We start from the raw sequence: 26,267 nt of genomic DNA, 5'->3' as shown, positions 1-26,267 counted from the left end.
CATTACCCTATGTAATCTTATAGCGTATCTAGACCCCAACTATTTTTATATAGTCCTTTTTCTTATGCTATAATATCTACAATGGAAAGGTGGTATTCTATGGTTCACTTACATATGCGAAGTTCATACTCTTTACTTGAATCGCCAATTCGTTTAGAAAATATGATTCTTCATCAAAAACAACTCGGATATAATCATGTTTGTTTAACCGATCATAATGTGATGTATGGAACGATGGAGTTCTATCAACTATGTAAAAAACATAATGTTCATGCGATTATTGGTTTAGAAGTTGATTCCATCTATAATGAGGAGCCCTTTCATTTTATTCTTCTAGCGAAGAATGATATGGGTCTACAGAATTTATATAAATTAAGTTCGATCATAAAAGGAAATGTATCTTTTGAAGAAGTTATAAAGTATGCCAAAGATTGTGTGGTATTAACTTCCAGCGACGGAAAAGATACATTCAGTGCATATATTGAACATCAAAACTTAGAAAAGTTAAGTGCATTTGTAGAATTGTGTAAAAAATCTTTTTCAGATTTCTATATTTCTGTATCTATGAATGATTCGGGTAAAAAAAGAGCCGATAATCGAATTTTAAAACAACTTGATTGTAAACGTGTGGCTCTATCTCGAATTCTGTATGAGAATAGTGAAGACGTAAAATCTTTACAAGTATTAAGGGCTATTGCCAAACAAACGAATATTGAAAATCAAGGTTTGGACGTACAATTTCAAAGATATTTAAGAAGTCCACAGGAAATGGAAGCATTGTATGATGAAAGCGAATTGATCGCTACAGAAGAAATCGCAAGAATGTGCAATATTCAAATGGCTTTTCAAAAGTCCAAGCTTCCTGTATTTAAAAATAAACTTCAAATTGATTCGAGGGATTATTTGATCAAACTCTGTAAGAAGGGGTTAGAAAAACGTTTAAATGGGAATTTAAATCCTACCTATATCAAACGTTTAGAATATGAATTAAATATCATAGTGAATATGGGATTTACCGATTATTTTTTGATTGTATGGGATTTTATTCGATATGCCAGAAGTCAAGACATATTTGTAGGTCCAGGACGTGGTAGTGCAGCCGGTTCTTTAGTAGCTTATTGTTTAGGTATTACACATATTGATCCAATTCAGAATAATTTATTGTTTGAAAGATTTCTAAATCCATCACGTGTTTCTATGCCGGATATCGATACGGATTTTCCAGATGATAGAAGAGATGAAGTGATTCAATATGTTCGTGAATTATATGGTTATGATCATGTGAGTCATATTGTAACATTCAATACATTACAAGCAAGACAAGCCATTCGTGATGTAGGGCGTGTTATGAATATTCCGGCAAGAATTGTGGATGAACTTTCTAAGATGTTAAAGAACACACCTAAAATTACGTTGATGCAGGCCTATAATGAGAATGTTTTATTTCGAAAAAGGATTCAGTCGGATCAAAAATTAACTGAATTATTTAAGATGTGTGTAAACGTTGAAGGATTACCACGACACACCTCTTTACATGCGGCAGGAATTGTTCTTTCAGATCAGCCTATTGTGAATGTTTGTCCACTTGTCAGTGTCGATGGAGATATTCAGGCTACACAATTTACAGCGGAATATCTAGAAGATTTGGGCTTGATCAAAATGGATTTTTTGGGCATTCGTAATTTAACGACGATTCATGAAATTGTCACAAATCTAAAAGAACAAAAACATATTTCTTTGGATATGATGAAAATCAATTTAAAGGATGCGAAAACATATCAATTATTATCGTTTGGAAACACATTAGGTGTATTTCAATTGGAATCTAGTGGAATTACGTCTTTACTACAAAAGATACAACCCAACAAATTTGAAGATATCAGTGTTGTACTTGCTTTATATCGTCCTGGAGCGATGCAGCATATTGATACATATATTGAAAGAAAAAAGGATTCTTCAAAAGTCGTGTATCCTCATCCTTTACTAGAACCAATCTTAAAGGAAACCTATGGTATCATGATTTATCAGGAACAAGTTATGCAGACAGCCCAAGTGATTGGCGGATTTAGTTTGGCACAAGCAGATACACTAAGAAAGGCTATGTCGAAAAAGAAATTGGATGTCATGCAGAATTTAAAAGAGCAATTCATTTTAGGAGCTCGAAAGAAGCGTATTAAGGATTCTGTTTCCAATGAGATATTTTCCATTATGGAACAATTTGCCGGTTATGGATTTAATAAATCACACAGTTATGCCTATAGCTTAGTAGCTTATCAAATGGCTTATTTAAAGGCAAACTATCCTTTATATTTCTATCAGAGCCTTTTAAATAGTGTCATTGGTTCAGGTATAAAAACTTCGCAATATATTTATGAATGTAAACGAAGAAATATCGTTGTGAATGGGTGTGATATTAATCATTCAAAGGCTTTCTATACGATTGAACAGAATTCAATTCGTATGCCACTACAAGTTTTAAAAGGTGTAGGGAAAACAATTTATCCAACGATTTTAGAACATGCACCATATGCAGATTTATTTGATTTTCTTGCCAAGGCAAGTATGTATAAGATCAATGAATCTACGATTCGAATTTTAATTGATGGCGGAGCATTGGATTGTTTTGGATATAATCGTGCAACTCTTAATGAGAATTTAAGAAAGCTGATTGATTATGTAAATATTGTGCGAATTGAAGATCCGAACAATTTACGTTTCGATTTTAGTATTGTCTCTCGTCCAGGCATTCAAAGAATCAAAGAGAATCCAATACAAAAAGCCCAAAAAGAGCAATATGTATATGGCTTTTATGTGAGTGAACATCCTGTGCAGTCTTTACGTATGCATAACTATCCAAATTGTATACCATTGTTGAATGCGGTAAATAGAGATGGATATATGAATATCTTAGTACGTGTGGCGTCTTTTAGAACGCATAAGACAAAGAAAGGCGATTGGATGTGCTTTATGAGTGTCGAGGATGAAGCTGGTAAAATGGATGCGGTTATCATGCCTCGTTTGTATGAACAACAAAAAGAAAACATTCAAAAAGATCGTATTTGTCTGATTCAAGGAAAGAAGGATCGACCATCATCGATTGTAGTGAATAAAATAGAGTGGATTGAGGTGTAAAAAATGATCACAAAACGAAATGATTTATTATCTAAAAAAGTGATTCAAGGCTTAAAAAACAGACATATGAATGGGTATTATGTGCATTCGAAACAAGAAGCTTTGGATTTGGCATTTGAAATTATGAAGCCAGGCTCAACTGTCGGCTGGGGAGGCTCAGATACTTTAAATAAGATTGGTATTAAGGAAGAGCTTTATAAAAGAAATTTCAAAGTCATTGATCGAGATCAGGCAAAAGATGCCGAAGAAAAGTACAAGTTGGAAAGAGATTGTTTTTATGCAGATTACTATTTAATGAGTACCAATGCGATGACAGAAGATGGAATTTTAGTCAATATGGATGGGCATTGTAATCGTGTATCTTGTCTTTGCTTTGGGCCTAGACATGTCATAATGATCGTAGGTATGAATAAGGTGACAAAAGATTTAGATAGTGCAATTTCTAGATTAAGAAATGTGGCTGCACCAATTAACAGTCAGCGATTTGCTGGAAATAGGCCGTGTCAAGTCACGGGTAGTTGTGCAAATTGTTTAGCCCAAGGTTGCATTTGTGATCAGCTGGTCATCACAAGAAATAGTATGGAGCCCGATCGTATTCATGTAATCTTAGTGGATGAAGTATTAGGATATTAGAAAGAAATGGCTAGATAATTTAGCCATTTTTTCATATGTGTATAATAATGGTGATGAATTCCTTGCATTATTTGTAGTTTCATGTTTTAATCTTTATGCGTAAAAAAATTATCCAGAGTTGAAGTAGAGAGTTAGCTCGTTGACTTCACGCCAACCTGACAATATGTTAAGGTGGTCCTGCTAACAGCGATAAGAAGTATAAAGATTTGTAACATACTTCTTAAAGTATGTTTTTTTTATGGATAAGCAAGAGAAGAGGAGACAAAATGAAAGACTATATTTTTACAAGTGAAAGTGTTACTGAAGGTCATCCAGATAAAATTTGTGACCAAATTGCCGACGCAATCGTAGATGCTGCATTAGCTCAAGATCCATATTCAAATATGGCTGTTGAATGCACAATTAAAGATGATTTTGTATTAATTTATGGTGAATGTAATACAAAGGCAGAATTGGATTATGAAACAATCGCATTAAATGAAATCAAACGTATTGGATATACAGAAGAATATCATGTACATACTGTTGTGAACCAACAAAGTCCTGAAATTCACAATGCCGTAAATCGTGATGAAGTATGTGCTGGTGACCAAGGTATTATGTTTGGTTATGCATGTGATGAAAATGATGAGTATATGCCATTAACTATCTATTATGCACACCTTTTAGCTCGTCAATTGACAAAAGTCAGAAGACAACATCCAGATTTATTAAAACCAGATGGAAAAACACAGGTATCTGTTGAATATGAAAATGATGAAATCAAACGTATTGATACAATCGTTGTTTCAACTCAACATTCAAAAGATATTACACAAGAAGAAATTAAAGAATTGATCATGAATGAAGTGATTAAACCTTGCATCGATGAAAAATACTTAGATGAAAACACAAAATATTTCATCAACCCATCTGGAAGCTTCGTTGTAGGTGGATCATGGGGAGATTCAGGAACGACAGGACGTAAGATCGTATGTGATACATATGGTGGACGTGGACGTATTGGAGGAGGATGCTTCTCTAGTAAAGACCCTACAAAAGTAGACCGTAGTGCTGCTTACTACTCTCGTTATGTAGCAAAAAACATTGTTGCGAATGGTTTAGCTCGTCGTTGTGAAGTTGAAGTTGCGTATGCAATTGGTAAAGCACAACCTGTATCTTTATGTGTAGATACTTTTGGAACAGGTAAATTTGATGATGAAAAATTATTGGAAATTGTTAAGAAAAACTTTAATTTCGAAGTAGGAAACATCATTTCCGAATTGGATTTAAGAAAGCCAATTTACCACAAGACATCATGCTATGGACACTTTGGTGATCCTCAATTTACTTGGGAAAAGGTTAAAAAATTAGAATATTAATCGATTAGAACTACAAATTTTGTAGTTCTTTTTTTCACTAAAAAGTGCAAATTAATGGGACGAACTTGTTAATAATGGCAAATTTAAACAAATTAATATGTTAAATTGTGGGAAATACGGGTATTCTTTTGACACTTACGAGAAAATAGTGTAGCCTCTTTAATTGTGTGAGCAATGAGGAGGCCCATAACAATGAAAAAATTAATGCAAGTATTTGCGAGTGTGATGATTGCTACATCTACATTTGGAGGCGTTACAAGTGTTGCAGCAAAAGAAAACACACCAGCTTATAAAATTGAATATCAAAATGCAGATTCAATGCAGTCTGTATTTACAAAAGAATTACATCAAAAATATGCAAATGTAAAATTTAAAAAGAAATCAAAAAATGTATCTGTATATGAATCAAAAAACTACAAGGTAAAAGTAAAAGATTTAGATATTGAAACGGTTGGTAAACAAATAGTTTCGATCGAAGGAAAAAACAAAAATACAAATGAAAAGCACAGTGCTGAAGTAAGTGTCAAGGTAGAAGATACAACAGCGCCTGTAATTACTTGTGAGGATACAATCACAGTGGAACAAAATGAAGCATTTGATATCAATCGCTATGTTTCATTAAATGAAGAAGGAACTGTGACTTTGACTGAAAATGTAGATACAACAAATACAGGAACTGTTACAACATCCATTAAAGCGAAAGATAAAGCGGGAAATGTAAGTGAAAAAAATATTACGGTAAATGTAGAAAAGAATTTCTATCAAAGAATTGCCGATGCAGCATTAGCTCAGATTGGTGTATATCAAGACTGTACAATGTTAGTGACAAATTCACTTGCTGCTGTAGGAATCAATTTCCATGGTGCGCCTGCTGCTTATTTAAGCTTGGGACCTTTGACAAATAATCCAGTTCCAGGAGATATTTGTGTCTATCAAGGACATGTCGCATTATATATTGGTAATGGACAAGCTGTTCATGGTGGATGGTTTGGATGTCAGACAACAATTTATAGTGTTGAATGTAACCAACCATTTATTGGATATGTTCATGTAAATCGTTAATGAGATGAGAGTGATCTCATCTTTTTTTTGCACAGAAAAAAAGAAGGCAACTAGATTGCCTTCTAAATGGACATATTAGTCTCTTCCGTTAAATGCGTATTTGTATAAGTCGAAGATCAATTCTTTAGTACATGGACGAGGGTTACCACCTGTACATACGTCAGCCATAGCTGAATCTGTTAATGTAGGTAAGTCTTCTTCCTGAACACCGATTTCTTTTAAGCTTTGAGCAATTCCACAATCTTTACTTAATTGAATAACGGCATCAATAGCAGCTTGACGATATTCTTCTTGAGACATTTCATCAACACCTTCAACTCCCATTACACGAGCGATTTCTCTAAATTTTTCACCAGTGTAATCTTTGTTGAATTCCATAACGTATGGAAGCAATGTAGCACAAGCAACACCATGAGGGATTCCGTAGAATGCGCTTAATGGGTGAGCCATACCGTGGTCAACACCTAAACCAACGTTAGAGAATGCCATACCTGTCATATATTGTCCTAAAGCCATGTCTTCACGTCCTTTTGGATCGTTAGCACATGCAGCACGTAAGCTTCTTGAAATGATTTCGATAGCTTTTAAGTTTAATGTGTCTGCAAGTTCCCAAGCAGCTAAAGTTGTGTATCCTTCAATAGCGTGAGTTAATGCGTCTAGACCAGTACTTGCTGTTAAGCCTTTTGGCATACTTGACATCATTTCTGGGTCAATGATCGCAACAACTGGAATATCGTGAGCATCTACACAAACGAATTTTCTTTTCTTTTCAGTATCTGTAATTACATAGTTGATTGTAGTTTCTGCTGCAGTACCTGCTGTAGTCGCAATTGCGATAACTGGGACAGATTTGTTTTTAGTTGGAGCAACACCTTCCAAGCTAATAACATCTTCAAATTCTGGGTTTGCCAAGATGATTCCAATACCTTTACAAGTATCTTGTGGGCTTCCACCACCAATAGCGATTAAATAGTCTGCACCAGCATCTTTAGCTGCCTGTACACCATTTTTAACTTGTTCAACAGTTGGGTTTGCCTTAACTTCATCATAGATTTCGTAAGGAAGTCCAGCTTCATCTAATAAGTCTGTGACTTTAGTAGCTACACCAAATTTGATCAAGTCTTTGTCTGTAACAACTAAACCTTTCTTTAATCCACGTGCTTTAACTTCTGTAACCACTTCTTTGATGGCTCCAGCACCATGATAACTTGTTTCATTTAAAATAAAACGATTTGCCATAAGTATTATTTCCTCCTTGTATACTTGTTAATTCCATTGTACGAGTACAAGCGCTTACATACAAGTTACAAATTGATAATAATGTCACATATAAGTGTTTTAGTGCATATTATTCAATATTTGTGCTAAAATTTTAAGAAAGTTTTGGAGGGATTTTGTGGAAAATTTATTATTTAGTTTAAATGCGACCATCCCTATCTTTCTATTGATGGTTGTTGGTTATTTTTTAAATAAAATGAATATTTTAGAGGATGCATTGGCATCCAAACTAAATTCATTTGTCTTTAAAGTATCATTGCCACTATTGTTGTTTGTCGATGTGTCTAAATCTAATTTTAAAGATCTTTGGGATACAAAGTTTGTCGTATTTTGTGTTGTATCTACTCTAATTAGTATTCTATTATCTATATTATTTTCATTGCGATTAAAAGATAAAGCGATTCAAGGTGAATTTATTCAAGCTTGTTACAGAAGCAGTGCTGCCTTATTAGGACTTGCATTAACATCCAATATTTATCCAGATGTAGGTGTTGCACCATTGATGTTGATGAGTGTGGTATTCGTATATAATGTGGTTTCAGTTGTAATTTTATCTTTTTTTAAGGCTGAACAATCGAAGGTCAACTATAAGAAAACGTTTGTTGGAATTTTAAAGAATCCACTAATTCTAGGCATTGTGATAGGTGTATTTGTGAGTTTGTTGCCATTTCAATTGCCACAAGTCATCAATAAAACAATTTCTATGATCGCAAGTACGGCAACACCACTAGGTTTAATGGCGATGGGAGCCACTTTTGATTTTGATCAGGCGAAAGGAGAATTGAAACCATCTTTATTTTGTACATTTATGAAATTAATTGGATTTTGTGCGATCTTCTTACCAATTGCAGCTTTATTAGGATTTAGAAATCAAGCCTTAGTTGCGATTTTGATTATGTGCGGATCAAGTACAACCGTATCTGGTTTTGTGATGGCTAAAAGTATGGGGCATAAAGGCGTTTTGACATCGAGTGTTGTGATGCTGACAACATTGCTTAGTGCTTTTAGTATTACATTCTGGTTAACAATTTTAAAATCATTTGGATTGATTTAGTTGACCTAAAGTTCACTTTAGGATGTAGAATAGTATAAAGATTTTAGGGAGGGAAAGAATGGAATTGTTTTTAGAATCATTCCCAAAGATATTTATTTCGGGAATTGTAATGACATTACCACTTGCGCTAGTATCGTTTATTATCGCAATGCTAATAGCTATTGTATGTGCCTTGATACAATATGCGAAAGTTCCGGTTATGAAGTATGTTGTTCAATTCTATATTTGGATATTTAGAGGAACACCTATGCTTGTACAATTATTTATTATGTATTTTGGAATGCAATCGATTGGCGTGAGAATATCGGCTATTACTGCAGCGATTATTGTATTTTCATTAAATACAGGCGCTTATTGTGCTGAAACGATTCGCGGATCGATTGAAAGTGTACCACAAGGACAAATGGAAGCCGGACTATGTGTAGGAATGAGCTATATGCAGATTATGACGCATATTATTTTACCGCAAGCTTTTCGAAGTGCATTTCCATCATTATTTAATAACTTGATTTCACTTGTAAAAGATACGTCTTTAGCTGCGAATATTACAGTTACAGAAATGTTTATGCAGACAGAAAGAATTGCCGGAAGAACTTATCAGTTTATGCAGTTATACATAGAAGTGGCTTTAGTTTATTTGATTTTCTGTACAGTTTTAACTTGGCTGCAAGCTTGGGGTGAAAAGAAGCTGAATTATTATCAGGCAGGGAGATAGAGTATGGCTTTATTAGAAATTAAAGATATTCATAAATCATTTGGAAATTTACATGTTTTGAATGGAATGGATCTTACGGTCAATAAAGGCGATGTTATTGCGATATTAGGTCCTTCAGGATCTGGTAAGACAACTTTACTTCGTTGTATCAATTATTTAGAGACAGCCGATGCAGGGACTATGATTTTTAATGGAAAATCTTATGATTTATCAAATACATCAAAGAAGGATGTTGCCCAGCTTAGAAAGCATACGGGGTTTGTATTTCAAAATTACAATTTATTTGCGAATAAGACAGCCCTACAAAATGTGACATTAGGTCTTACTGTAGCGCGAAATGTTTCTAAAGAAGAGGCCAATGCGATTGGTATGCAGATGCTTGAAAAAGTAGGAATGAAAGATCGCGCGACTTATTATCCTTCACAATTATCGGGTGGACAACAACAGCGTGTTGCAATCGCAAGAGCGTTAGCTACAAATCCAGATATTATTTATTTTGATGAACCAACTTCAGCTCTTGATCCAGAGTTGATTCAAGAAGTTTTAAGTGTTATGAAAACACTGGCTAATGAAGGAATGACTATGGTTGTGGTCACGCATGAGATGGCTTTCGCGAAGAATGTGTCTAGTCATGTGATTTTAATGGAAAAAGGGAAAATTGTTGAAGAGGGCAGTTCAAAGAATTTCTTTGAAAATCCGAAACAAGAACGAACAAAAGATTTTTTAAGGAAAGAGGAAATGTAATCTGAACGAGATGCAGAAGTCTGCAACTCACATCACCGTGCTCTGTAGTGTACTTCTAACTTCAAGAACATGGTAACAAATAAAAGATAAGTAATAAAAGCAAAGCTCATTGCACATTTTAATTCCAATGTGTGCCTTGAAGCGAAGCGGAAAGGAATGATAGGTTAAGATGAAAAAATTATTAGCAGGTTTATTAAGTACGGCTATGGTTTTTACTTTAGCAGGATGTGGATCTAGTAAGGATCATTTAGCTGCAATTCAAGATAAAGGTGAAATCACAATTGGTTTAGAAGGCGATTGGCAACCATTTTCTTATCATGATAAGGATGATCAATTGATGGGTGTTGATGTGGAAGTTGCTAAGAACATTGCTAAGAAATTAGGTGTAAAAGCCAATATTGTAGAAGGTAAATGGGATGGATTATTAACTGGATTATCAACAGGTACGTATGATTTAGTCATTAATGGTGTCGATATCACAAAGGAAAGAGAAAAGAAGTTTGATTTTTCTACACCTTATGCATATGATCATACAGTCTTAGTTGTTCGTAATGATAATACGACAATTACTTCGTTTGATAATTTAAAAGGAAAGACAACTGCCAATTCGATTGGATCTACTTATATGGAATTGGGTGAAGACTATGGGGCTACTGTAAAAGGCGTAGATGATTTAACGAAATGTATGGATCTTGTAAAGAGTGGTGGTGTGGATGCGACAATCAATGCAGCTACTTCTATCAATGATTATCTTCAAACGACAAAGGATAGTTCATTTAAAATTGTTGATCAATCCAAAGAATCTACACCCTATGCGATTCCAATGGTAAAAGGGGATGATAATGCCTCTTTAAAGAAAGCTGTAAATAAGGCTTTAAAAGAACTAAAAGAAGATGGAACTTTATCTAAGATTTCTATCAAGTATTTTGGTGAAGATCTAACGAAAGAATAAGCGGCTATGCCGTTTTTCTTTTTGCTCGAAATATAAAAATAATTTATAACTAGATATAAATAAATAGAATTTGAATATAGCACTTGTTCTTTGTACAATAGACTCAACTTTTAGGAGGAACTATTTTATGTCAGAATTAAAGAATCAAATTTCTCAATATATAGATACAAACGCAAAAGTATATCAAGATATTTCTTTGGCTATTCATGCCAAGCCAGAAGTTAGTGACTTTGAATATTTTGCATCTCAAACATTGAGTGAACAATTAAAAAAAGAAGGTTTTGAGATTGAATTACCAGCGGCAGGACATCGTACAGGCTTTGCGGCAACCTACAAAAGTAATAAACCAGGTCCTACGGTTGTTTTTCTAGCAGAATATGATGCTCTTGCAGGTTTAGGCCATGGATGTGGACATAATGTGTTTGGCGCTACTTCTTCACTTGCGGGTGCTGCTTTAAAAAGTGTAGTGGATCGAATTGGTGGAGAAGTACGTGTATATGGTACGCCAGGAGAAGAGGGTGGACAAAATGGAAGCGCCAAAGGTTCTTTTGTGAAGAAGGGATATTTAAAAGATGTGGATTTTGCCCTATGCGTGCATCCAGGTCCAGGTCCTGAAGATGGATTAAGTACGCGTAATTATGCCTGTGCACCTGTAGATATTGAATTTTGGGGAAAACCAGCGCATGCAGCAGGATGTCCTCAAGATGGAATCAATGCGTTGGATGCGCAGATCTTAACATATGCAGCCATTGGTGTTTTACGACAACAACTCACAGATCGCATTCGTATTCATGGTGTGATTGTTGATGGGGGAACAGCTCCTAATGTCATTCCAGAATACACAAAGGCTAAATATTATATTCGTGCTGCTGATATTGATACATTACATGAGTTATACGAAAAAGTAGAGAATATTGTGAAGGGTTCCGCTTTACAGACGGGTTGTACATCGAGTATGAAGTTGTATCAAAATCTTGTAGAAAATATGGTTTTAACACCTTCATTAGATGCGATTTATGAAAAATACATTACGGAACTTGGCAATACTGTAAAACATGTAGAAGATGTGGTAATGCCAGGAAGTAGTGATGTAGGTAATATTAGTCAGGTTGTACCTACGATTCAACCGCATATTAGTATTACAGATGTACGGATTGCAGGACATAGTCAAGATATGGTCAATGCTTCATGTAGTCAAAAGGCAATGGATGCGATTGTCAAAGGGGCAAAAGCATTGGCTTTTACGGCACTCGAATTATTTGAAAATCCAGAAGAACTTGCGAAAGTTAAAGAGGATCATGCTTGGCATGTTGAACATCAAAAGGAGAATTAATGTTTTTATATTTGAAGAGCTTGTCAAGCTCTTTTATTTTATGGAATCTTGAAAATCAACAAATATTCATTAAAATTATATAAATAAAGGAGACTGAAAATGACGCTTCAACAATTACTTTATGTATTAACGGTGTCAGATGAGAAATCTATGAATAAGGCGGCTGAAAAGCTTTTTGTGTCTCAGCCTACTTTAACATCTGCCATTCAATCACTTGAAAAAGAACTGGATATTCAAATCTATAATCGTACAAGTCACGGAGTCACTGTGACGCAACAGGGACAAGAATTTTTAACATACGCAAGACAGTTGTACCAACAATATGAATTATTAAAAAATCGCTACGAAGATGTAAGTTTACGAAGAAATAAGTTTCGTGTTTCGTGCCAGCACTATTCATTTGCGACCAAAGCATTTGTGGATACAGTGAAGAAGTATGGGACTTCTAAATATGATTTTGCGATTAGCGAAACTAAGACGATGCATGTTATTGAGGATGTAGGTAATTCATTAAGTGAAATAGGAATCTTATATTTATCCAACTATAATCGTCGTTTTATGATGAAACAATTTGATGAGTGGAATTTAGAATTTCATAAATTAGCGGATTGTGATGCCTTTGTGTATTTGTATAAGGGACATCCTCTTGCTAAGAAAAAATCAATTACATATGAAGAATTATTGCCATATCCAAATATGACTTTTGATCAAGGGAATAATCCTTCGATGTATACGGCAGAGGAGATATTGGTTGAAAATGAATTTCCAAGAAAGATTCAAGTGAATGATCGTGCTACGATGCTGAATTTAATGAGAGGACTGAATGGATATACTTTATGTTCTGGAATTATTAGTCGTGATTTGAATGGGGATGACTATGTAGTTGTGCCTTATGAAGCGAATATAGAGAATCCCAATTCTATGATGGAAATTGGGTATATCACTAGGAAAAATACAGTGTTGAGTGAGATTGGTAGTACGTATATTCAAACGATGAAGGATTATTTTAGCAATAAATAATTTTTATAACTGCTTAAAAAATTTAACAATTAGACAATAACATAACCTTCTTGTAGAATACAAACATGCAAGGAGGAAACGAAAATGAAAACAATGATGATGTCAATGATGCAAATGTATATGTTAAAAAATGTGACCCGGTTTTCAATTCGTTTGTCGCTTATTTAAGTGTGCGATTGCCGGGGAAAAGTCCTCGGCTTTTTTTGTTAGATTGGAGTGTTATAAATGATTAATATAGAACATTTGGATAAAACCTATCATTTAAAGAATGTAGACGTACATGCCGTAGATGATGTTTCACTACATATTGAAAGTGGGCAAATCTATGGGGTGATTGGATATTCTGGTGCTGGTAAAAGTACTTTGGTACGTTGCTTGAACTTTTTAGAGATTCCAGATTCTGGAAGTATTGAAATTGAAGGATTTGGAAAGGTAAGTGCAAATCAAGGAAGTTTAGATATAAGTCAAAAGAAATTAAGAGAGTTAAGACGCTCCATAGGAATGATCTTTCAACATTTTAACTTATTAGATCGAAGTACAGTATTTGACAATGTGGCATACCCATTAAAATATACGGGGTTATCAAAGAAAGAAATTGAGACTCGTGTGGATGAATTATTAGATCTTGTAGATTTGGCAGATAAAAAATATGTGTATCCATCACAATTGTCTGGTGGACAAAAACAGCGTGTAGCCATCGCAAGAGCTTTATCAAACAATCCTAAGGTGTTACTTAGTGATGAGGCAACTTCTGCTCTAGATCCAGATGCGACAGAATCCATTTTAAAATTATTGAAGGATTTAAATAAAAGATTAGGGATAACGATCATCTTGATCACACATGAAATGAGTGTGATTAAATCCATCGCAAATCGTGTGGCAGTTATGGAGAATGGTAAGGTTGTTGAAGAAGGAGATGTATATGATATCTTCGCCAATCCTAAAGAAGAGATTACCAAAAAATTTATCAACTCGTCTTCTGCATTATCGAATATTACGAAGTTGATTGAGAATAAGACAATTCTTCCAAGAGATAGTAAATTAGTTAAACTTACATTCACTAGAGATAGTGTTGGTAGTGCAACCATTTCAAAAATATCTCGTGAATATAATGTGGATGTAAATATCATGTTGGCCAATGTAGATGTCGTTAATGCGGATGCTTTGGGTGGCATTATTGCTTCAATTGAAGGGACTAAAGAAAATGTACAGCGTGCCATAGATTTTCTACATGAATCTAATGTAAAAGTGGAGGTGATTCATCATGCCTAGATTTTTAGTTGATTTTTTTCCAAATGTTGCCAATTACTGGGATATATTTTTAACAGCATTGACTGCAACGTATCAAATGTTTTTCATCGCAGGCTTGATTACATTACTAATTGGAGGTGCTTTTGGAATTTCATTGATTGTAACAAAGACAGATGGGATTAAGCCAAATCGGATTGTTCACTTTATTTTAGAAGTTATCACAAACGTGTTTAGAGCCGTACCGTTTATCATTCTGTTGATTTTCTTGATTCCATTGACACGAAGCATTGCGGGTACTTCGATTGGAGTCAAAGGGGCTGTTGTTCCATTAGTCTTTGGAGCGGTTCCATTCTACACAAGACAAGTCGAAACGGCATTAGCGGATGTAAATCCAGGAAAAATAGAGGCCGCTAGAAGCATGGGGAGTTCAACACTAGGAATTATCTTTCGTGTTTATCTGCATGAGGCGTTACCGGATTTGATTCGTGTAACAACCATTACGGCTATTTCATTGATTGGATTAACAACTTCTGCAGGTGCAGTTGGTGCTGGTGGAATTGGTTCGTTCGCAATTAATTATGGACAAAACTTACATTATCAAGATGTTGTGAATTTATGTGTGATCTTATTATTGATCATTGTTTCGTTGATTCAATTATTGGGAAATACATTGTCAAAAGCAACAACGAATAAAGAATTATTTCATAAATAAAAGAGGGAGAAAAAGATTATGAAGACAAATAAATTATTTAAAACATTTTTAACAGCAGGCTTAGTAGCTACAACATTACTTACAGGATGTTCATCAAAGTCATCAAGTGAACCTGTAAAAATTGGTATTCCAAGCGATGCCACAAATGGTGGAAGAGGGTTATTGCTTCTAGAAAAAGCTGGTTTGATTGAAGTGGATGACAAGGCTGGTTGGACTCCAGAATTGAAGGATGTTACGAAGTATAAATACAATATTGAAATTGTTCCTACACAAGCCAATACATTAGTTTCGACTTTGGATGATTTTGGAGCAGCCACAATCAATGGAACATATGCGATTCCAGCTGGATTAAAACCTAAAAAGGATGGTTTAATTACGGAAGTACAAGAAGTAGGAAGTGATAATCCATTTATTAATGTGATCGTTGCGCGTACTGCCGATAAAGATAATGAGGATTATCAAAAAGTAGTAAAGGCTTACCAAAGTCAGTTGGTGGCTGAATATATTCTAGAAAAGAATAAAGGAGCAAGTGTTCCTGCATTTGATTATGATAAAGATTATAAAGTTGATAAAAACTTTGTAAGCGATATTGAAGGATATCAATCAAGTTCAGATGGAAAGAAAGTTATTAAGATTGGTACTTGTGGTTCTGCCGATACATTTAGAGCGGTACAAAAAGTATTAGATGATGAAAATTCTGGAATCTATTTAGATGTAGTTGTATTTGATGCATATAACTTACCAAATGAAGCTTTAAATAATGGCGAAATTGATTTGAACTCATTTCAACACAAAGCATATTTGAAAAATGAATGTGAAGCACAAGGATATGATTTAACAGCGATTGGTGATACAAGTTCTGCACCATTGACTTTATATTCAAAGAAAGTGGATTCTTTAAAAGCATTAAAAGAATTGGCTGGTAAAAAAGAAGACTAAATGAAAAAAGCCGATTTTTCGGCTTTTTCATTTGAGTAATTGTTGAAGATCTTCTTTAAGTTCATCACTAAATCCATCTAAATCATCCATAGTGATGGCTTCATCACGCAATAAACCTAATAATATAATGAACATATTTGATCGAGATACATCTCTTGCCAAAACACCAGGACTTTTATAATCCTCATAAATTTTCTTTCGAAGAGACCAGTATTTATCGGAAGATGATGCATCTGAATTTAGTATATCCTTATACTCTTCAATCAATCTATCCATGTAGGCCTTTTGCCAGCCGCCTAGTTTCTTTTTAAATAATGTCCAATCTTTTTCCATGTTGACCTCCTATTTGTCTTTACATTCTTCTATCAATTCATCAATATAAGAATCATCAATGTCAAAGCCTAAGTAACATAGGCCGCGATAGATGAAGTTCATATCACTTAAATTCAGGATTTGATTCATCAATTCCTTTTTCTTGTCGTTGATTAAAGACATGTCATAATCACTTGTGTTGCCACAAGGATGTGTGCACGTTTTACAACTTGGCGAGATCTTGTCTTTTTCTTTGTGTACTAAATCAATTAAATCTTGTGTAACTGTATGATTTCTTAGGCGTTGAAGACAATTTATGATAATTGTGTCTGTGTTTTCTGTTTTTGGATTTGAATCCACGGTTTTAGAAAGACCAATTAAAGCGGACCATAATTTAGTTTCCATCAGATTTTACCTCCACATTAAAATAAGTATCTGGATAGGGTTCATCCTTTAAAGTATAGTGCCACCACTCGGATTCTAAAGGAATAAATCCATTGTCTAACATTAAATTTCTTAATGTCATGCGATTTTGAATTTGAATACTTGTCAATCCATCCTTATGCAAAGGACTAGAAATATCGCCAAAGTAATCAAAGTAAGATCCCATATCTAATTCTTTTCCTGTTTTTTCATCAACTAAAGTTAAATCGACAGTACTACCCCTGGTGTGCGCTGATTTTTCAATGATAAAGTCATTCTCGAAAAGATAGCTTTTGGAATATTTTGGATAGAAAATGGATTTCATTTTATCATCCTCAGTATCTTTCCAAGTCATGAAATGATCAAGGGCACTTTGAGGTCGATAGGCATCCCATATCTTTAATCGATATCCCATTTGTCTTGCCTTTGAATTGATTACTTTTAATTGCTCCACCAATTCTTTTGTTCCTAACGCTACCGGATCTATATAGCCATCAATGATTTCACCAATGAAATTGTAAGTTGTGCAATAGCGAATATCCAAAAGAATATCGGGTATTTCTTTTTGTATATTTAATAATTTCATGTATATATTCTAATATATTTGTTTATGTTAATCCACTTATGTTTTGTGTATAATACTTGTTAGAAATGAGGTAATAAACATGAAATTTAGTGATATTGATTTTTCAGCCATTTCAAGAATGATGGACAATATGAGCGATGAAGAAAAGAATAAGTTAAATGATATGGCTCAAAATATGATGAATAATATGAAACAAAACGAAGAGCCTGAAGAAGAAACTGACTTTTATGAAGCTTTAAATATAAATGAAGAAGATTATGCAGATTTTCCGGGAAGTGCCTTAGATCAAATTGAATCTGGAAGTGATTTGGAAGTCTATTATGAAGATGTAAAGGATGCTGATTTTAGTGCTAGTGCATTATTCTATGCGAAAGCCACTTTGAACATGTTACGAAAATATATCTATCCAGTATTTAAAAATTTTTTTGATGGATTTAATAATCCTTCAACGACAACCATCTATTCCTATTTATATCCTTTGATGAATGAGGATAATATTCATAAGTTGTTTGATGAAGAGTTTGGTACGCCAGAAGGATGGATGGAACTTAAAAATGCGCTTCAACAAATCTATATTATTTTAAATCGTGCAGAGTATGATTTTGTGAGTTATGAAGATTTACAATTACTAAAAGATATCTTGTTTAATCAAGAAATATTGTTGAAAATTAAGAGTCTATGAAAAAGTTAAAAATCAATACGAGTCTTGAACAAATGGATGAATGGACATATGAATCGTATGTGAGTGATTATATATTTGAGAATGTTTGTATTGAAGAAAACGTAGATAATATCACGATGGATGGGTGTAAATTTAGCAAGTGTCAATTTAAAGATTGTAGCTTTAGCTTTATCGAGTGTATGGATATTATTTTTGATCATTGTGAATTTGTAAATGTACACTTGAATCAATGTAGTTTAAGCCGTGTTCATTTCATTTCTTGTCGAATCAGTGGAATGGAGCTTTCACAAAGCTTAGTTCAAGATACATTATTTCAATTATGCAAAGGACATTATTGTGACTTTGGTGGCAGTACATTTAAAGATTGTGCATTTGACATCAATGATTTAACGGGTTCAGGATTTGTTCAATGTAATTTTAAAAAGACTTCATTTGATAAATGTATATTAAATTCAACGGAATGGTTTAACACAAAATTAAAAGAGCTTGATTTCTCAAGCTGTGAAATTGAAAACATTGCGGTGTCGAGTGATAAATTAACAGGTGTTGTCGTGAATTCATCCCAGGCACTTGAATTTGTGAGACTTTTAGGTATTGTAGTTAAAGATTGACATATTGTTTCAATCTTTCGGGCATGGATTCAATCAACATATTGACTAGCGTTTCTATATCTAGATACATATTTTTTTCGACCCAGGACTTAGTCATTTCAATAGATCCATGACAATACATTTGAAGTAGAAAGTCTAGTTGTGGATCAATTGTTGTTTTTGTTTCGATTTTCTTTTTGTAGAAATCATAGATACAGCGATAGTCATAGTTTGTCAAAGAATTGTAGTCATCTTCTTTAAAGGCTTCTTTAAAGAATGTGTTTTGGCTTTGGATAAAAGTGAATTTTTTGATCAAAGCTTCTTTTAAAGTAGTTTGATCAGCCATTTCTTTAAAAGAGTCTAGGCATAGCTTTTCAAAATACCAATTCACTAGATCTTCTTTATCTTCAAAATTACGATAAAATGTTTGTCTTGTCAGATTTGCTTCTTTTGTGATCTGCGTGACTGTAATCTTGTTTAATGGTTGTGTCTTTAATAGAATTAATAGCGCATTTGCAATCGTTAGTTTTGTATCGTTCATATAACTATTATATGTCATGACAATTGACTTTAAAAGAGGACTAGCTTAAAATTAAAGAAAAGAATTAGAGGAGTAATGAATATGCAGTTAGGCGAATCGATGGAAGATTATTTAGAAGCCATATTAGTTTTATCAAAATGTTTAGATCATGTTCGTAGTGTTGATGTCGCAAGTTATTTGGGTTTTTCTAAGCCTAGCGTCTCACATGCCGTAAAATTATTGTCTGAGCAAGGATTAATTGTTTTAGATGTTAGTAAATTTTTAACTTTAAGTGAAGAAGGAAAGAGAATCGCAGAAGAAACATATGCGCGTCATACTTTCTTTTCAGATATGCTACAAAATATAGGTGTACCTAAAAATATTGCGACAGAAGATGCTTGTCGTATTGAACATGTGATTTCGCAAGAAACTTTTGAGGCAATTAAAAAGTATTATCAAAATAATAAAGACTAGCTATAGATTGTATCTGTAGCTTTTATTTTGAAAGGAGCAAGGAAAATGAGACCAGAAATATTAGCACCCGTAGGAAGTATGGAAGCATTAAATGCAGCATTAGCAGCAGGATGTGATGCTGTTTATTTTGGTTTGCCTAGTTTTGGGGCTAGGGCATTCGCAAATAATTTTGACTTAGAAACTACAAAAGAAGTTATTGAAAGATGTCATTTGTGTGGCGTAAAAGTATATATTACGATGAATACAATATTATATGAGGATGAAATGGAAGATGCCTACAATATGGCAAAGATGGTTCATTCTTTTGGTGTAGATGCTTTGATCATTCAAGATTTAGGATTTATTCATCTTTTGCATCATAGACTACCCAATTTGGTGCTACATGCTTCTACACAGCTTTCAGTTTCTAATCCTTATCAAATTGAACAACTAAAAAAATTAGGTGTTCAACGTGTTGTTTTAGCTAGAGAATGTACAAAAGAAGAAATTCAAGCATGTGTAGATACAGGTATTGAAGTGGAAGTTTTTGTGCATGGAGCTTTATGTATTTGTTATTCGGGACAATGTTATTTTTCAAGTGTACATTATGGACGAAGTGGAAATCGTGGAATGTGTGCACAGCCATGTCGAATGAAATACACTCTTTATGAAGATGGAAATAAAGTAGATACGCATGGAGAATATGTATTAAGTCCAAAAGATCTATCTTTGATTGATGAAGTGAATACATTAGCGGATATGGGGGTTTGTTCGTTAAAAATTGAAGGGCGAATGAAGAGTGCTCCATATGTTTATGAGAGTGTTTCACAAGTCAAAAAGGTATTAGAGAATATGGAACGAAATGTTGAGGACAAACAAAACTTACGTGTTACATTCAATCGAGAATATACTGTAGGTCATATGTATAGGGCTTGTGGCAAAGAATTAATGAATAGTAAAACTTGTAATCATCAAGGAATTGAAATTGGCAAGGTTGTAAAGGTAAATAAAAATAAGATTTGTATTCAATTAAGTCAAGATCTGCATCAAAATGATGGAATTCGTTTTGAAAAAGAGAACTTGGGTTGTCATGTGAATTTTATGTATGATAAGAAACAAAAGTTGATTTCTTTCATGCCTAAAAATAATACAGTTCTAATCGAAGGACCGTTAGGCGTGCATGTAGGTAGTATTGTTCGTAAAACAATGGATTCTGAATTGAATAAAACAATCGATGAAAAAATTCGTACTTCGAATCGTCAAAGCAAGGTTAATGCGATTGTAACTTGTAGCGCAGTTGGAAAGCCGATGGTAATGGAAGTGTATAAGGATTCGACAAGCGTTTGCGTTTCTACTGAAATTGATAGTGTACAGGCTTTAAAGCGTGCAACGGATGAAGAAACGTTAAACAAACAGTTTTCTAAGACAAAAGATAGTTGGGCAAGTTTTGATCATATTGAATATCATTTGGGTAAAGACATTTATTTTCCAATTTCTGTCATGAACCAACTTCGTAGGGATGCTCTTGAGAAAATGAAAGAGGCTTGTTTAAAACAGGAGCCGCTTGTTGAAAAAGAATATAGTTATATTCCACAGAAAAGTAAAACCTCATTTGATTTGTTTGAAATTAATTCAATGAATCAAAAGGTTGATGATTCTTCTTGTTATGTTAGTGAAATGTTTAACGGTAATCAAATCTTAGAAAAGTCAAATATAACGAGTGTTGATGGATTTGTGAATGCGCATCTAGGTAAAGGAAAAATAGTAGATTCATTAAATGTTTCCAATTCATATAGTGTGGCTGCTATCTTAGAAATGGGATATGAAAGTTGTGTAATCAGTGATGAGTGTGACAAGTATCAGGTTGAAGAAATAATGAAGGGCTTTTCGAATCGTTATCATTTTGATGCTCCAGTCTATAAGACTTTATATCAGAAACGACGCTTGATGACGATGAAACATTGTCCTGTAAATACGGCTTTAAAAGATGGTAAGCGAATGAATTGCGGTTTGTGTCATCATCATCGTTATGAGCTTGAAGGCTTAGATGGAAAGCGTGTCTTTTTGCTTGGAGATAAAGATTGTCACATGCGATTGTATGGTGTGAATATTATGAATGAAATTGAAAATCGAAAAGATTATGAATCGTATGGAATAAAACATTTCCGCTTTGTGTTTACTGATGAGAACCAAGAGGAAGTTAAAACCGCTTTCAGAGCCTATAATCGTTGATTTTAGATGGCTTGCGTGCTATTATTTTATTAGCTTAAGGCTTAGAGGAGGATATTTTAATTATGCCTATTATTGTTGATGTATATGCTCGTGAAGTTCTAGATTCACGTGGAAATCCAACTGTTGAAGTTGAAGTAACTACAGAATCTGGTGCTTACGGACGTGCTATGGTACCAAGTGGTGCAAGTACTGGTGTTCGTGAAGCTTTAGAATTACGTGATGGAGATAAAGCTCGTTACTTGGGAAAAGGAACAACTAAAGCTGTTGAAAACGTAAACACTAAAATTGCTCCAAAAATTATCGGTATGGATTGCCGTGACCAGGTATTAATTGACAAAACAATGTTAGAATTGGATGGAGACCCATTCAAGAAAAATTTAGGTGCTAACGCTACTTTAGGTGTTTCTATGGCTTGTGCTTTAGCAGCTGCTGATTTCTACGGAGAACCTTTATACAAATACTTCGGTGGATTCAACGGAAAAACATTGCCAGTTCCTATGTGCAACGTTATCAACGGTGGATCACACGCTGACTCTACAGTAGATTTCCAAGAATTCATGATTATGCCAGTTGGTGCTAAGAGTGAAAAAGAAGCTGTTCGTATGGCTGCTGAAACTTTCCACGCTTTAAAATCTGTATTAAAGAAAAAAGGATACAACACTAACGTTGGTGACGAAGGTGGATTCGCTCCAAGCTGTAAAGATGGAAACGAAGAACCTCTTGAATTATTAGTTGAAGCTATGGAAGCTGCTGGATATGTTCCAGGAAAAGACATGAAGATTGCAATGGACGTTGCTGCTTCTGAATTCCACAACACTGAAACTGGATTATATGAATTGAAAAAATCTGGTCAAGGAACTAAGACTAGCGATGAAATGATCGACATGTACGAAGAATGGATCGCTAAATACCCAATCATCTCTATCGAAGATGGATTAGGAGAAAGCGACTGGGACGGATGGAAAAAATTAACTGACCGTCTAGGAGACAAAGTACAATTAGTTGGTGACGACTTATTCGTAACTAACCCTTCAATCCTTTACGAAGGAATCGAAAAAGGAATCGCTAATGCAATCTTAATTAAAGTTAACCAAATCGGTACTTTAACTGAAACATTCGACGCTATCGAAATGGCTAAGAAACATGGATACACTTGCATCGTATCTCACCGTTCAGGAGAAACTGAAGACACTACAATCGCTGACATCGCTGTTGGATTGAACGCAGGACAAATCAAGACTGGTTCATTAAGCCGTACAGACCGTATTGCTAAATACAACCGTTTAATGCGTATTGAAGACGAATTGAACCAACGTGGAACTGTTAACGTTGCTGAATACCTTGGAGACAAGACTTTCTACAACTTACCAGCTGTTGAATTCAAAAAGTAGTATTTCACTAAGAACTTTAGCTAATTAAGACCCTTCGGGGTCTTTTTTATATTAAGAAATTGGTTTCGGAGAAGTTGAATCTGGAGATTTAAAAATGACTGAATTATTTGAATCTAGCATTATATAGGCATGACAAAACAGACTATTGTAAATAGCCTTGTTTAGTATGGAGTTCTTGTTAATCATAATCTTCTTTTATACATTTGAATCATTTCATCAATACATTCTTTTCTGTATGTTCTGTCATTTCTTTTGTCCTTGAATGGATTATATGTATAAGTATACTGCATTGTGGCTTTACATTTACATTGAATTGGGTCTCTGTTAAAAGAATCAATCAAGTGTGTGCGGTATCTGAATTTATTGAGTTTGTTTTTTAATTTCTTTTTTCTGGTTTCACGAGAATAATCCTTATTCTTTTTGATTCCAAGAAGTGCATGAACTTTGTCCAATGTTTTCTTAGATGCATTGGCATAGAATCCATAATATCGAGTGGTTAAGAAATGGTAGTCTGGTATATGTATGATGAGACGATTTATAAAGTCGATCACATTATCTGTGACATCATATCTTTTCTCATCCTTATGATCATTGTAGAATCAGCTGACAGTCTTTGATTCTTTATTGTATTCTGTGATTCTGTTTTCAGCCATTGCAGGCCTTCCGGCATAGCGAATGAAGTAGTTTACGCAGCCTTGAATATCTTTACTGTTTTTATTAGATGAGGCATTGTTGGAATCATTGTCATCTGATTTGAATTTGGCATAGACATAGAATCCTTTGGGATGATTCTTATAGAGTCTGTTCTTTTCTTCAGGTTTCTTTAATCCACCGGCTTCTTGTATGAGTCGGATTAATTCAAACTGAAAAGTTTTTCTAAGCTTAGTAAAATTGAAATGATGAAATGTTTTGATTTTATCTTTTTTAAAAGAATAGATCAATTCAGGAATAAGACAATGGATGTGTGGATTCCATTTAAGGTCTCTTCCAAAAGTATGTATAGTGGCAATCATACTAAATTCATTACGAACAGAAATATCTTTGAATATATAGTGAGTATCAGAAAGCTTTTTCTTTTTGAGTTTATCGGCAAGAGATTTATTGGTAAGAATGGAAATGGTGTTTCTAGCTGCAACAAACAAAAGATTGAGTTGAGTACGGTCTTGTCTAAACCAGTTTCTAAGTTCTTTAGGAATAGTAAAGACAATGTGTCTATGAGGGCAGTCAAGACAAAAAGAAATGGCTTTGGCTACAAGCTGTTTGGCATATTTAACACCACAGGCATTACAAAATCTAGAATGACAAGAATGGGGGACGACATTCCAGTTGTCACAATTAGGACATTCAAACTGGTCAAAACCAAGATAACATGTGTGACAAAGTAGTGAACGTTCTGCATTGTCTAAAATGCAAGGACGAGCTTTACCTGAAGCATCTAGTTTTCTTATATAGTCAATATTATCGAAGAAGATATTCTTGATGGGATGAATGAAATTAAAGTTTCGAACATCACAATCTAATAATGATAGAGTTTCAATTGGAATGTTCGAATGATAAATAGTGTCCATATATTAATTATATGTGAATTTAATGTGAATATGTGAGAATATCAACAAATATCACATATTCACATTGGTGATATAATAATAAACATAAAATAATTTAGAAAGTCTCAAATCTACCTGTTAAACCCGTTCTGAATATAGTATAATAGAGTCAGATAGAACAGGAGGACTAGCCTTATGAAGGTGTTTTCAATGTCACAAAGAATCTATTATAAAGATCTGGAACCAGAAGCTGAATCCATCATAAAAAAGGATCTTGAACTGTATAACTGTATGCTTCATAAGGCATTCAAAATCTGCTTTGATCGTGCTTATAAGGATGTTACTTATTCAGACACGGATCAAAGAATGATCAAGTCCTTTTATGGTACAAGTGACTATTTTCCTTTATCTGCCATTTATGAGGCCAAGGCTTTGGTGAAAAGTCTTAAATGTCTTGAAAAAGAAAATCAAGATATGATCAAGACTCGTCTTAAAAAGATAAACAAAAAACTAAAAAAGAATGAGAATCAATTGAAGAAGGCTTTAAAGGAAAAAGAGAAACTGATCAATAGATCCAAGAAAAAGAAATATACAGTAGAAGATTATCTGTATGAGGTGCAGGTATTGGATCCAAATATCAAAAGATTGAAGAGCATCATTCGCAATCTAAAATTCAGAAGAAATCGAAATGAGTTCAAACTTAAAAGAAAGATGCCTTCTGTATGTTTTGGTGGTAAAAAGAATCTGAGAAGTGATTTAGAAACTTTTAGATTCAGAAGACAAAGAAGAATGCTTATTACAGGCAGAAGACAAGGCAAGTATTCAAACAACCTTTTCAAATTAAATGTTGATAATGATATGCTGACCTATCGAAGCACGCAGAAAGACATTGTATTCAAAGTGCAGTTTCATAAGTACAAGGATGAATTGTACGCAAGAGTCAATGAAAAACACAATTCACCTGATAAGGCAGTAGCCTATGAGCTGATGGACTATGGTGAATACTTTATTGTGAAAGCTATATTTGAAAAACATATGAATCTTCCAAAGACAGATACATTGTATGGAGCCGTAGGAATCGATATCAATGTGGACCATATAGCACTATGTGAAACCAATAAGGATGGAAATATCGTTCTGATCAAGAAGTATCCAATCCATAAAGAGAATACCAAAAACAAACGAAATGAAGAACTGTATCAGCTGGCCATTGAAATCATGGGATTTTGTAAATCCAAGAAGAAGAGTCTTGTGGTTGAAGACTTGAATTTCAAGCAGTTGAAGACAAGAATGCTCTATCGACCAAAGAAGGAAAACAAAACATTATCGAGTTTTGCGTATAAAA

24 protein-coding genes, 1 pseudogene and 1 riboswitch are annotated in these 26,267 nt (G+C 34.1%); of the genes and pseudogenes, 19 read left to right on the top strand and 6 right to left on the bottom strand.

Translation table 11 applies throughout. From position 1 onward, the window contains the following. Positions 1 to 99 precede the first annotated feature (99 nt). From NE544_RS07970 to NE544_RS07955, 4 genes are all read left to right on the top strand, one after another. Positions 100 to 3,132 carry a DNA polymerase III subunit alpha gene (locus NE544_RS07970; RefSeq protein WP_256268968.1) on the top strand — a complete coding sequence of 1,011 codons (3,033 nt, stop codon included), beginning with the start codon at positions 100 to 102 and terminating at the stop codon, positions 3,130 to 3,132. A 3-nt stretch (positions 3,133 to 3,135) separates the two neighbouring features. After that, positions 3,136 to 3,765, top strand: a complete 630-nt coding sequence (locus NE544_RS07965) for a lactate utilization protein (RefSeq protein WP_256268967.1) — start codon at positions 3,136 to 3,138, stop codon at positions 3,763 to 3,765. 103 nt (positions 3,766 to 3,868) lie between these two features. Next, positions 3,869 to 3,991, top strand: a riboswitch (SAM-I-IV-variant riboswitch). Positions 3,992 to 4,031: 40 nt separating this feature from the next. After that, positions 4,032 to 5,126, top strand: coding sequence for a methionine adenosyltransferase (gene metK / locus NE544_RS07960; protein WP_118115134.1), 1,095 nt, complete (start codon positions 4,032 to 4,034; stop codon positions 5,124 to 5,126). A gap of 192 nt (positions 5,127 to 5,318) precedes the next feature. Next, positions 5,319 to 6,188: an NlpC/P60 family protein gene (locus NE544_RS07955; RefSeq protein ID WP_256268966.1), complete on the top strand. Its 870-nt coding sequence runs from the start codon at positions 5,319 to 5,321 to the stop codon at positions 6,186 to 6,188. Positions 6,189 to 6,263: 75 nt separating this feature from the next. On the opposite strand, the gene fucO is transcribed toward NE544_RS07955, so the two are convergent. Continuing rightward, positions 6,264 to 7,427, bottom strand: a complete 1,164-nt coding sequence (gene fucO / locus NE544_RS07950; RefSeq protein WP_256268965.1) for a lactaldehyde reductase — start codon at positions 7,425 to 7,427, stop codon at positions 6,264 to 6,266. Positions 7,428 to 7,584: 157 nt separating this feature from the next. Between fucO and NE544_RS07945 the strand changes: the two genes are divergently transcribed. From NE544_RS07945 to NE544_RS07905, 9 genes are all read left to right on the top strand, one after another. Next, positions 7,585 to 8,520 carry an AEC family transporter gene (locus NE544_RS07945; RefSeq protein WP_256268964.1) on the top strand — a complete coding sequence of 312 codons (936 nt, stop codon included), beginning with the start codon at positions 7,585 to 7,587 and terminating at the stop codon, positions 8,518 to 8,520. A 58-nt stretch (positions 8,521 to 8,578) separates the two neighbouring features. Further along, positions 8,579 to 9,235: an amino acid ABC transporter permease gene (locus tag NE544_RS07940; protein WP_256268963.1), complete on the top strand. Its 657-nt coding sequence runs from the start codon at positions 8,579 to 8,581 to the stop codon at positions 9,233 to 9,235. A 3-nt stretch (positions 9,236 to 9,238) separates the two neighbouring features. Continuing rightward, positions 9,239 to 9,979: an amino acid ABC transporter ATP-binding protein gene (locus tag NE544_RS07935; protein ID WP_256268962.1), complete on the top strand. Its 741-nt coding sequence runs from the start codon at positions 9,239 to 9,241 to the stop codon at positions 9,977 to 9,979. 169 nt (positions 9,980 to 10,148) lie between these two features. Beyond that, positions 10,149 to 10,931 carry a transporter substrate-binding domain-containing protein gene (locus tag NE544_RS07930; protein WP_256268961.1) on the top strand — a complete coding sequence of 261 codons (783 nt, stop codon included), beginning with the start codon at positions 10,149 to 10,151 and terminating at the stop codon, positions 10,929 to 10,931. Positions 10,932 to 11,058: 127 nt separating this feature from the next. Then, the gene (locus NE544_RS07925; protein WP_256268960.1) at positions 11,059 to 12,264 is read left to right on the top strand and encodes a M20 family metallopeptidase; all 1,206 of its coding nucleotides are present in this window, start codon (positions 11,059 to 11,061) and stop codon (positions 12,262 to 12,264) included. A gap of 99 nt (positions 12,265 to 12,363) precedes the next feature. Continuing rightward, positions 12,364 to 13,284 (top strand): LysR family transcriptional regulator, encoded by a 921-nt coding sequence (locus NE544_RS07920; protein WP_256268959.1) that lies wholly within the window; start codon positions 12,364 to 12,366, stop codon positions 13,282 to 13,284. Between the two features lie 225 nt (positions 13,285 to 13,509). Then, complete coding sequence (locus tag NE544_RS07915) at positions 13,510 to 14,556, top strand: methionine ABC transporter ATP-binding protein (protein ID WP_118115827.1); 1,047 nt, start codon at positions 13,510 to 13,512, stop codon at positions 14,554 to 14,556. Further along, positions 14,549 to 15,247 (top strand): methionine ABC transporter permease, encoded by a 699-nt coding sequence (locus NE544_RS07910; RefSeq protein ID WP_256268958.1) that lies wholly within the window; start codon positions 14,549 to 14,551, stop codon positions 15,245 to 15,247. The genes NE544_RS07915 and NE544_RS07910 overlap by 8 nt, the downstream gene beginning before the upstream one ends. 18 nt (positions 15,248 to 15,265) lie before the next feature. Then, positions 15,266 to 16,186 carry a MetQ/NlpA family ABC transporter substrate-binding protein gene (locus NE544_RS07905; RefSeq protein WP_256268957.1) on the top strand — a complete coding sequence of 307 codons (921 nt, stop codon included), beginning with the start codon at positions 15,266 to 15,268 and terminating at the stop codon, positions 16,184 to 16,186. A 27-nt stretch (positions 16,187 to 16,213) separates the two neighbouring features. Here NE544_RS07905 and NE544_RS07900 read toward each other — a convergent pair whose 3' ends face one another. The 3 genes from NE544_RS07900 to NE544_RS07890 are packed head-to-tail and all read right to left on the bottom strand — an operon-like array spanning position 16,214 to position 17,507. Continuing rightward, complete coding sequence (locus NE544_RS07900; RefSeq protein ID WP_256268956.1) at positions 16,214 to 16,519, bottom strand: multidrug transporter; 306 nt, start codon at positions 16,517 to 16,519, stop codon at positions 16,214 to 16,216. Positions 16,520 to 16,528: 9 nt separating this feature from the next. Continuing rightward, entirely contained in the window at positions 16,529 to 16,903 is a 375-nt protein-coding gene (locus NE544_RS07895) for a hypothetical protein (RefSeq protein WP_256268955.1), read from the bottom strand. Then, a complete protein-coding gene (locus tag NE544_RS07890) occupies positions 16,893 to 17,507 on the bottom strand; it encodes a M15 family metallopeptidase (RefSeq protein WP_256268954.1) in 615 nt (204 codons plus the stop codon). The genes NE544_RS07895 and NE544_RS07890 overlap by 11 nt, the downstream gene beginning before the upstream one ends. A 79-nt stretch (positions 17,508 to 17,586) precedes the next feature. Between NE544_RS07890 and NE544_RS07885 the strand changes: the two genes are divergently transcribed. Further along, positions 17,587 to 18,189: a hypothetical protein gene (locus NE544_RS07885; protein WP_256268953.1), complete on the top strand. Its 603-nt coding sequence runs from the start codon at positions 17,587 to 17,589 to the stop codon at positions 18,187 to 18,189. Then, the gene (locus NE544_RS07880) at positions 18,186 to 18,800 is read left to right on the top strand and encodes a pentapeptide repeat-containing protein (protein ID WP_256268952.1); all 615 of its coding nucleotides are present in this window, start codon (positions 18,186 to 18,188) and stop codon (positions 18,798 to 18,800) included. Before NE544_RS07885 ends, NE544_RS07880 begins: the two co-directional genes overlap by 4 nt. On the opposite strand, the gene NE544_RS07875 is transcribed toward NE544_RS07880, so the two are convergent. Further along, on the bottom strand, positions 18,790 to 19,320 hold the full coding sequence (locus tag NE544_RS07875) for a TetR/AcrR family transcriptional regulator (protein WP_256268951.1): 531 nt from the start codon (positions 19,318 to 19,320) through the stop codon (positions 18,790 to 18,792). The genes NE544_RS07880 and NE544_RS07875 overlap by 11 nt on opposite strands. 75 nt (positions 19,321 to 19,395) lie before the next feature. Between NE544_RS07875 and NE544_RS07870 the strand changes: the two genes are divergently transcribed. From NE544_RS07870 to eno, 3 genes are all read left to right on the top strand, one after another. After that, positions 19,396 to 19,773 carry a metal-dependent transcriptional regulator gene (locus tag NE544_RS07870; protein ID WP_256268950.1) on the top strand — a complete coding sequence of 126 codons (378 nt, stop codon included), beginning with the start codon at positions 19,396 to 19,398 and terminating at the stop codon, positions 19,771 to 19,773. A 45-nt stretch (positions 19,774 to 19,818) separates the two neighbouring features. Beyond that, a complete protein-coding gene (locus NE544_RS07865) occupies positions 19,819 to 21,984 on the top strand; it encodes a U32 family peptidase (RefSeq protein ID WP_256268949.1) in 2,166 nt (721 codons plus the stop codon). Between the two features lie 62 nt (positions 21,985 to 22,046). Further along, positions 22,047 to 23,375: a phosphopyruvate hydratase gene (gene eno, locus NE544_RS07860; protein WP_117573123.1), complete on the top strand. Its 1,329-nt coding sequence runs from the start codon at positions 22,047 to 22,049 to the stop codon at positions 23,373 to 23,375. A 182-nt stretch (positions 23,376 to 23,557) separates the two neighbouring features. On the opposite strand, the pseudogene NE544_RS07855 reads toward eno, so the two are convergent. Continuing rightward, a pseudogene (locus NE544_RS07855) lies at positions 23,558 to 24,943 on the bottom strand (transposase). 174 nt (positions 24,944 to 25,117) lie between these two features. Between NE544_RS07855 and NE544_RS07850 the strand changes: the two are divergent. Then, positions 25,118 to 26,267 (top strand): hypothetical protein (locus tag NE544_RS07850; RefSeq protein ID WP_256268948.1); only part of this gene is annotated, 1,150 nt, incomplete at its 3' end.

The sequence above is a fragment of the Holdemanella sp. MSK.7.32 genome (assembly GCF_024460475.1).
Taxonomy (GTDB): Bacteria; Bacillota_I; Bacilli_A; order Erysipelotrichales; family Erysipelotrichaceae; genus Holdemanella.
The sequence above is the reverse complement of the archived record's forward strand: the minus strand, read 5'-3'. Positions and strand labels throughout refer to the sequence as shown.

What these genes read in the sequence shown, in the direction of transcription:
- NE544_RS07910 (WP_256268958.1), top strand. Translation starts at nt 14,549, where the DNA reads ATGCCTAGATTTTTAGTTGATTTTTTTCCAAATGTTGCCAATTACTGG.
- NE544_RS07925 (WP_256268960.1), top strand. Translation starts at nt 11,059, where the DNA reads ATGTCAGAATTAAAGAATCAAATTTCTCAATATATAGATACAAACGCA.
- fucO (WP_256268965.1), bottom strand. Translation starts at nt 7,427, where the DNA reads ATGGCAAATCGTTTTATTTTAAATGAAACAAGTTATCATGGTGCTGGA.
- NE544_RS07940 (WP_256268963.1), top strand. Translation starts at nt 8,579, where the DNA reads ATGGAATTGTTTTTAGAATCATTCCCAAAGATATTTATTTCGGGAATT.
- NE544_RS07970 (WP_256268968.1), top strand. Translation starts at nt 100, where the DNA reads ATGGTTCACTTACATATGCGAAGTTCATACTCTTTACTTGAATCGCCA.
- NE544_RS07965 (WP_256268967.1), top strand. Translation starts at nt 3,136, where the DNA reads ATGATCACAAAACGAAATGATTTATTATCTAAAAAAGTGATTCAAGGC.
- NE544_RS07870 (WP_256268950.1), top strand. Translation starts at nt 19,396, where the DNA reads ATGAATATGCAGTTAGGCGAATCGATGGAAGATTATTTAGAAGCCATA.
- NE544_RS07865 (WP_256268949.1), top strand. Translation starts at nt 19,819, where the DNA reads ATGAGACCAGAAATATTAGCACCCGTAGGAAGTATGGAAGCATTAAAT.
- NE544_RS07880 (WP_256268952.1), top strand. Translation starts at nt 18,186, where the DNA reads ATGAAAAAGTTAAAAATCAATACGAGTCTTGAACAAATGGATGAATGG.
- NE544_RS07915 (WP_118115827.1), top strand. Translation starts at nt 13,510, where the DNA reads ATGATTAATATAGAACATTTGGATAAAACCTATCATTTAAAGAATGTA.
- NE544_RS07885 (WP_256268953.1), top strand. Translation starts at nt 17,587, where the DNA reads ATGAAATTTAGTGATATTGATTTTTCAGCCATTTCAAGAATGATGGAC.
- NE544_RS07895 (WP_256268955.1), bottom strand. Translation starts at nt 16,903, where the DNA reads ATGGAAACTAAATTATGGTCCGCTTTAATTGGTCTTTCTAAAACCGTG.
- NE544_RS07875 (WP_256268951.1), bottom strand. Translation starts at nt 19,320, where the DNA reads ATGAACGATACAAAACTAACGATTGCAAATGCGCTATTAATTCTATTA.
- NE544_RS07955 (WP_256268966.1), top strand. Translation starts at nt 5,319, where the DNA reads ATGAAAAAATTAATGCAAGTATTTGCGAGTGTGATGATTGCTACATCT.
- eno (WP_117573123.1), top strand. Translation starts at nt 22,047, where the DNA reads ATGCCTATTATTGTTGATGTATATGCTCGTGAAGTTCTAGATTCACGT.
- NE544_RS07920 (WP_256268959.1), top strand. Translation starts at nt 12,364, where the DNA reads ATGACGCTTCAACAATTACTTTATGTATTAACGGTGTCAGATGAGAAA.
- NE544_RS07905 (WP_256268957.1), top strand. Translation starts at nt 15,266, where the DNA reads ATGAAGACAAATAAATTATTTAAAACATTTTTAACAGCAGGCTTAGTA.
- NE544_RS07890 (WP_256268954.1), bottom strand. Translation starts at nt 17,507, where the DNA reads ATGAAATTATTAAATATACAAAAAGAAATACCCGATATTCTTTTGGAT.
- NE544_RS07900 (WP_256268956.1), bottom strand. Translation starts at nt 16,519, where the DNA reads ATGGAAAAAGATTGGACATTATTTAAAAAGAAACTAGGCGGCTGGCAA.
- NE544_RS07935 (WP_256268962.1), top strand. Translation starts at nt 9,239, where the DNA reads ATGGCTTTATTAGAAATTAAAGATATTCATAAATCATTTGGAAATTTA.
- metK (WP_118115134.1), top strand. Translation starts at nt 4,032, where the DNA reads ATGAAAGACTATATTTTTACAAGTGAAAGTGTTACTGAAGGTCATCCA.
- NE544_RS07930 (WP_256268961.1), top strand. Translation starts at nt 10,149, where the DNA reads ATGAAAAAATTATTAGCAGGTTTATTAAGTACGGCTATGGTTTTTACT.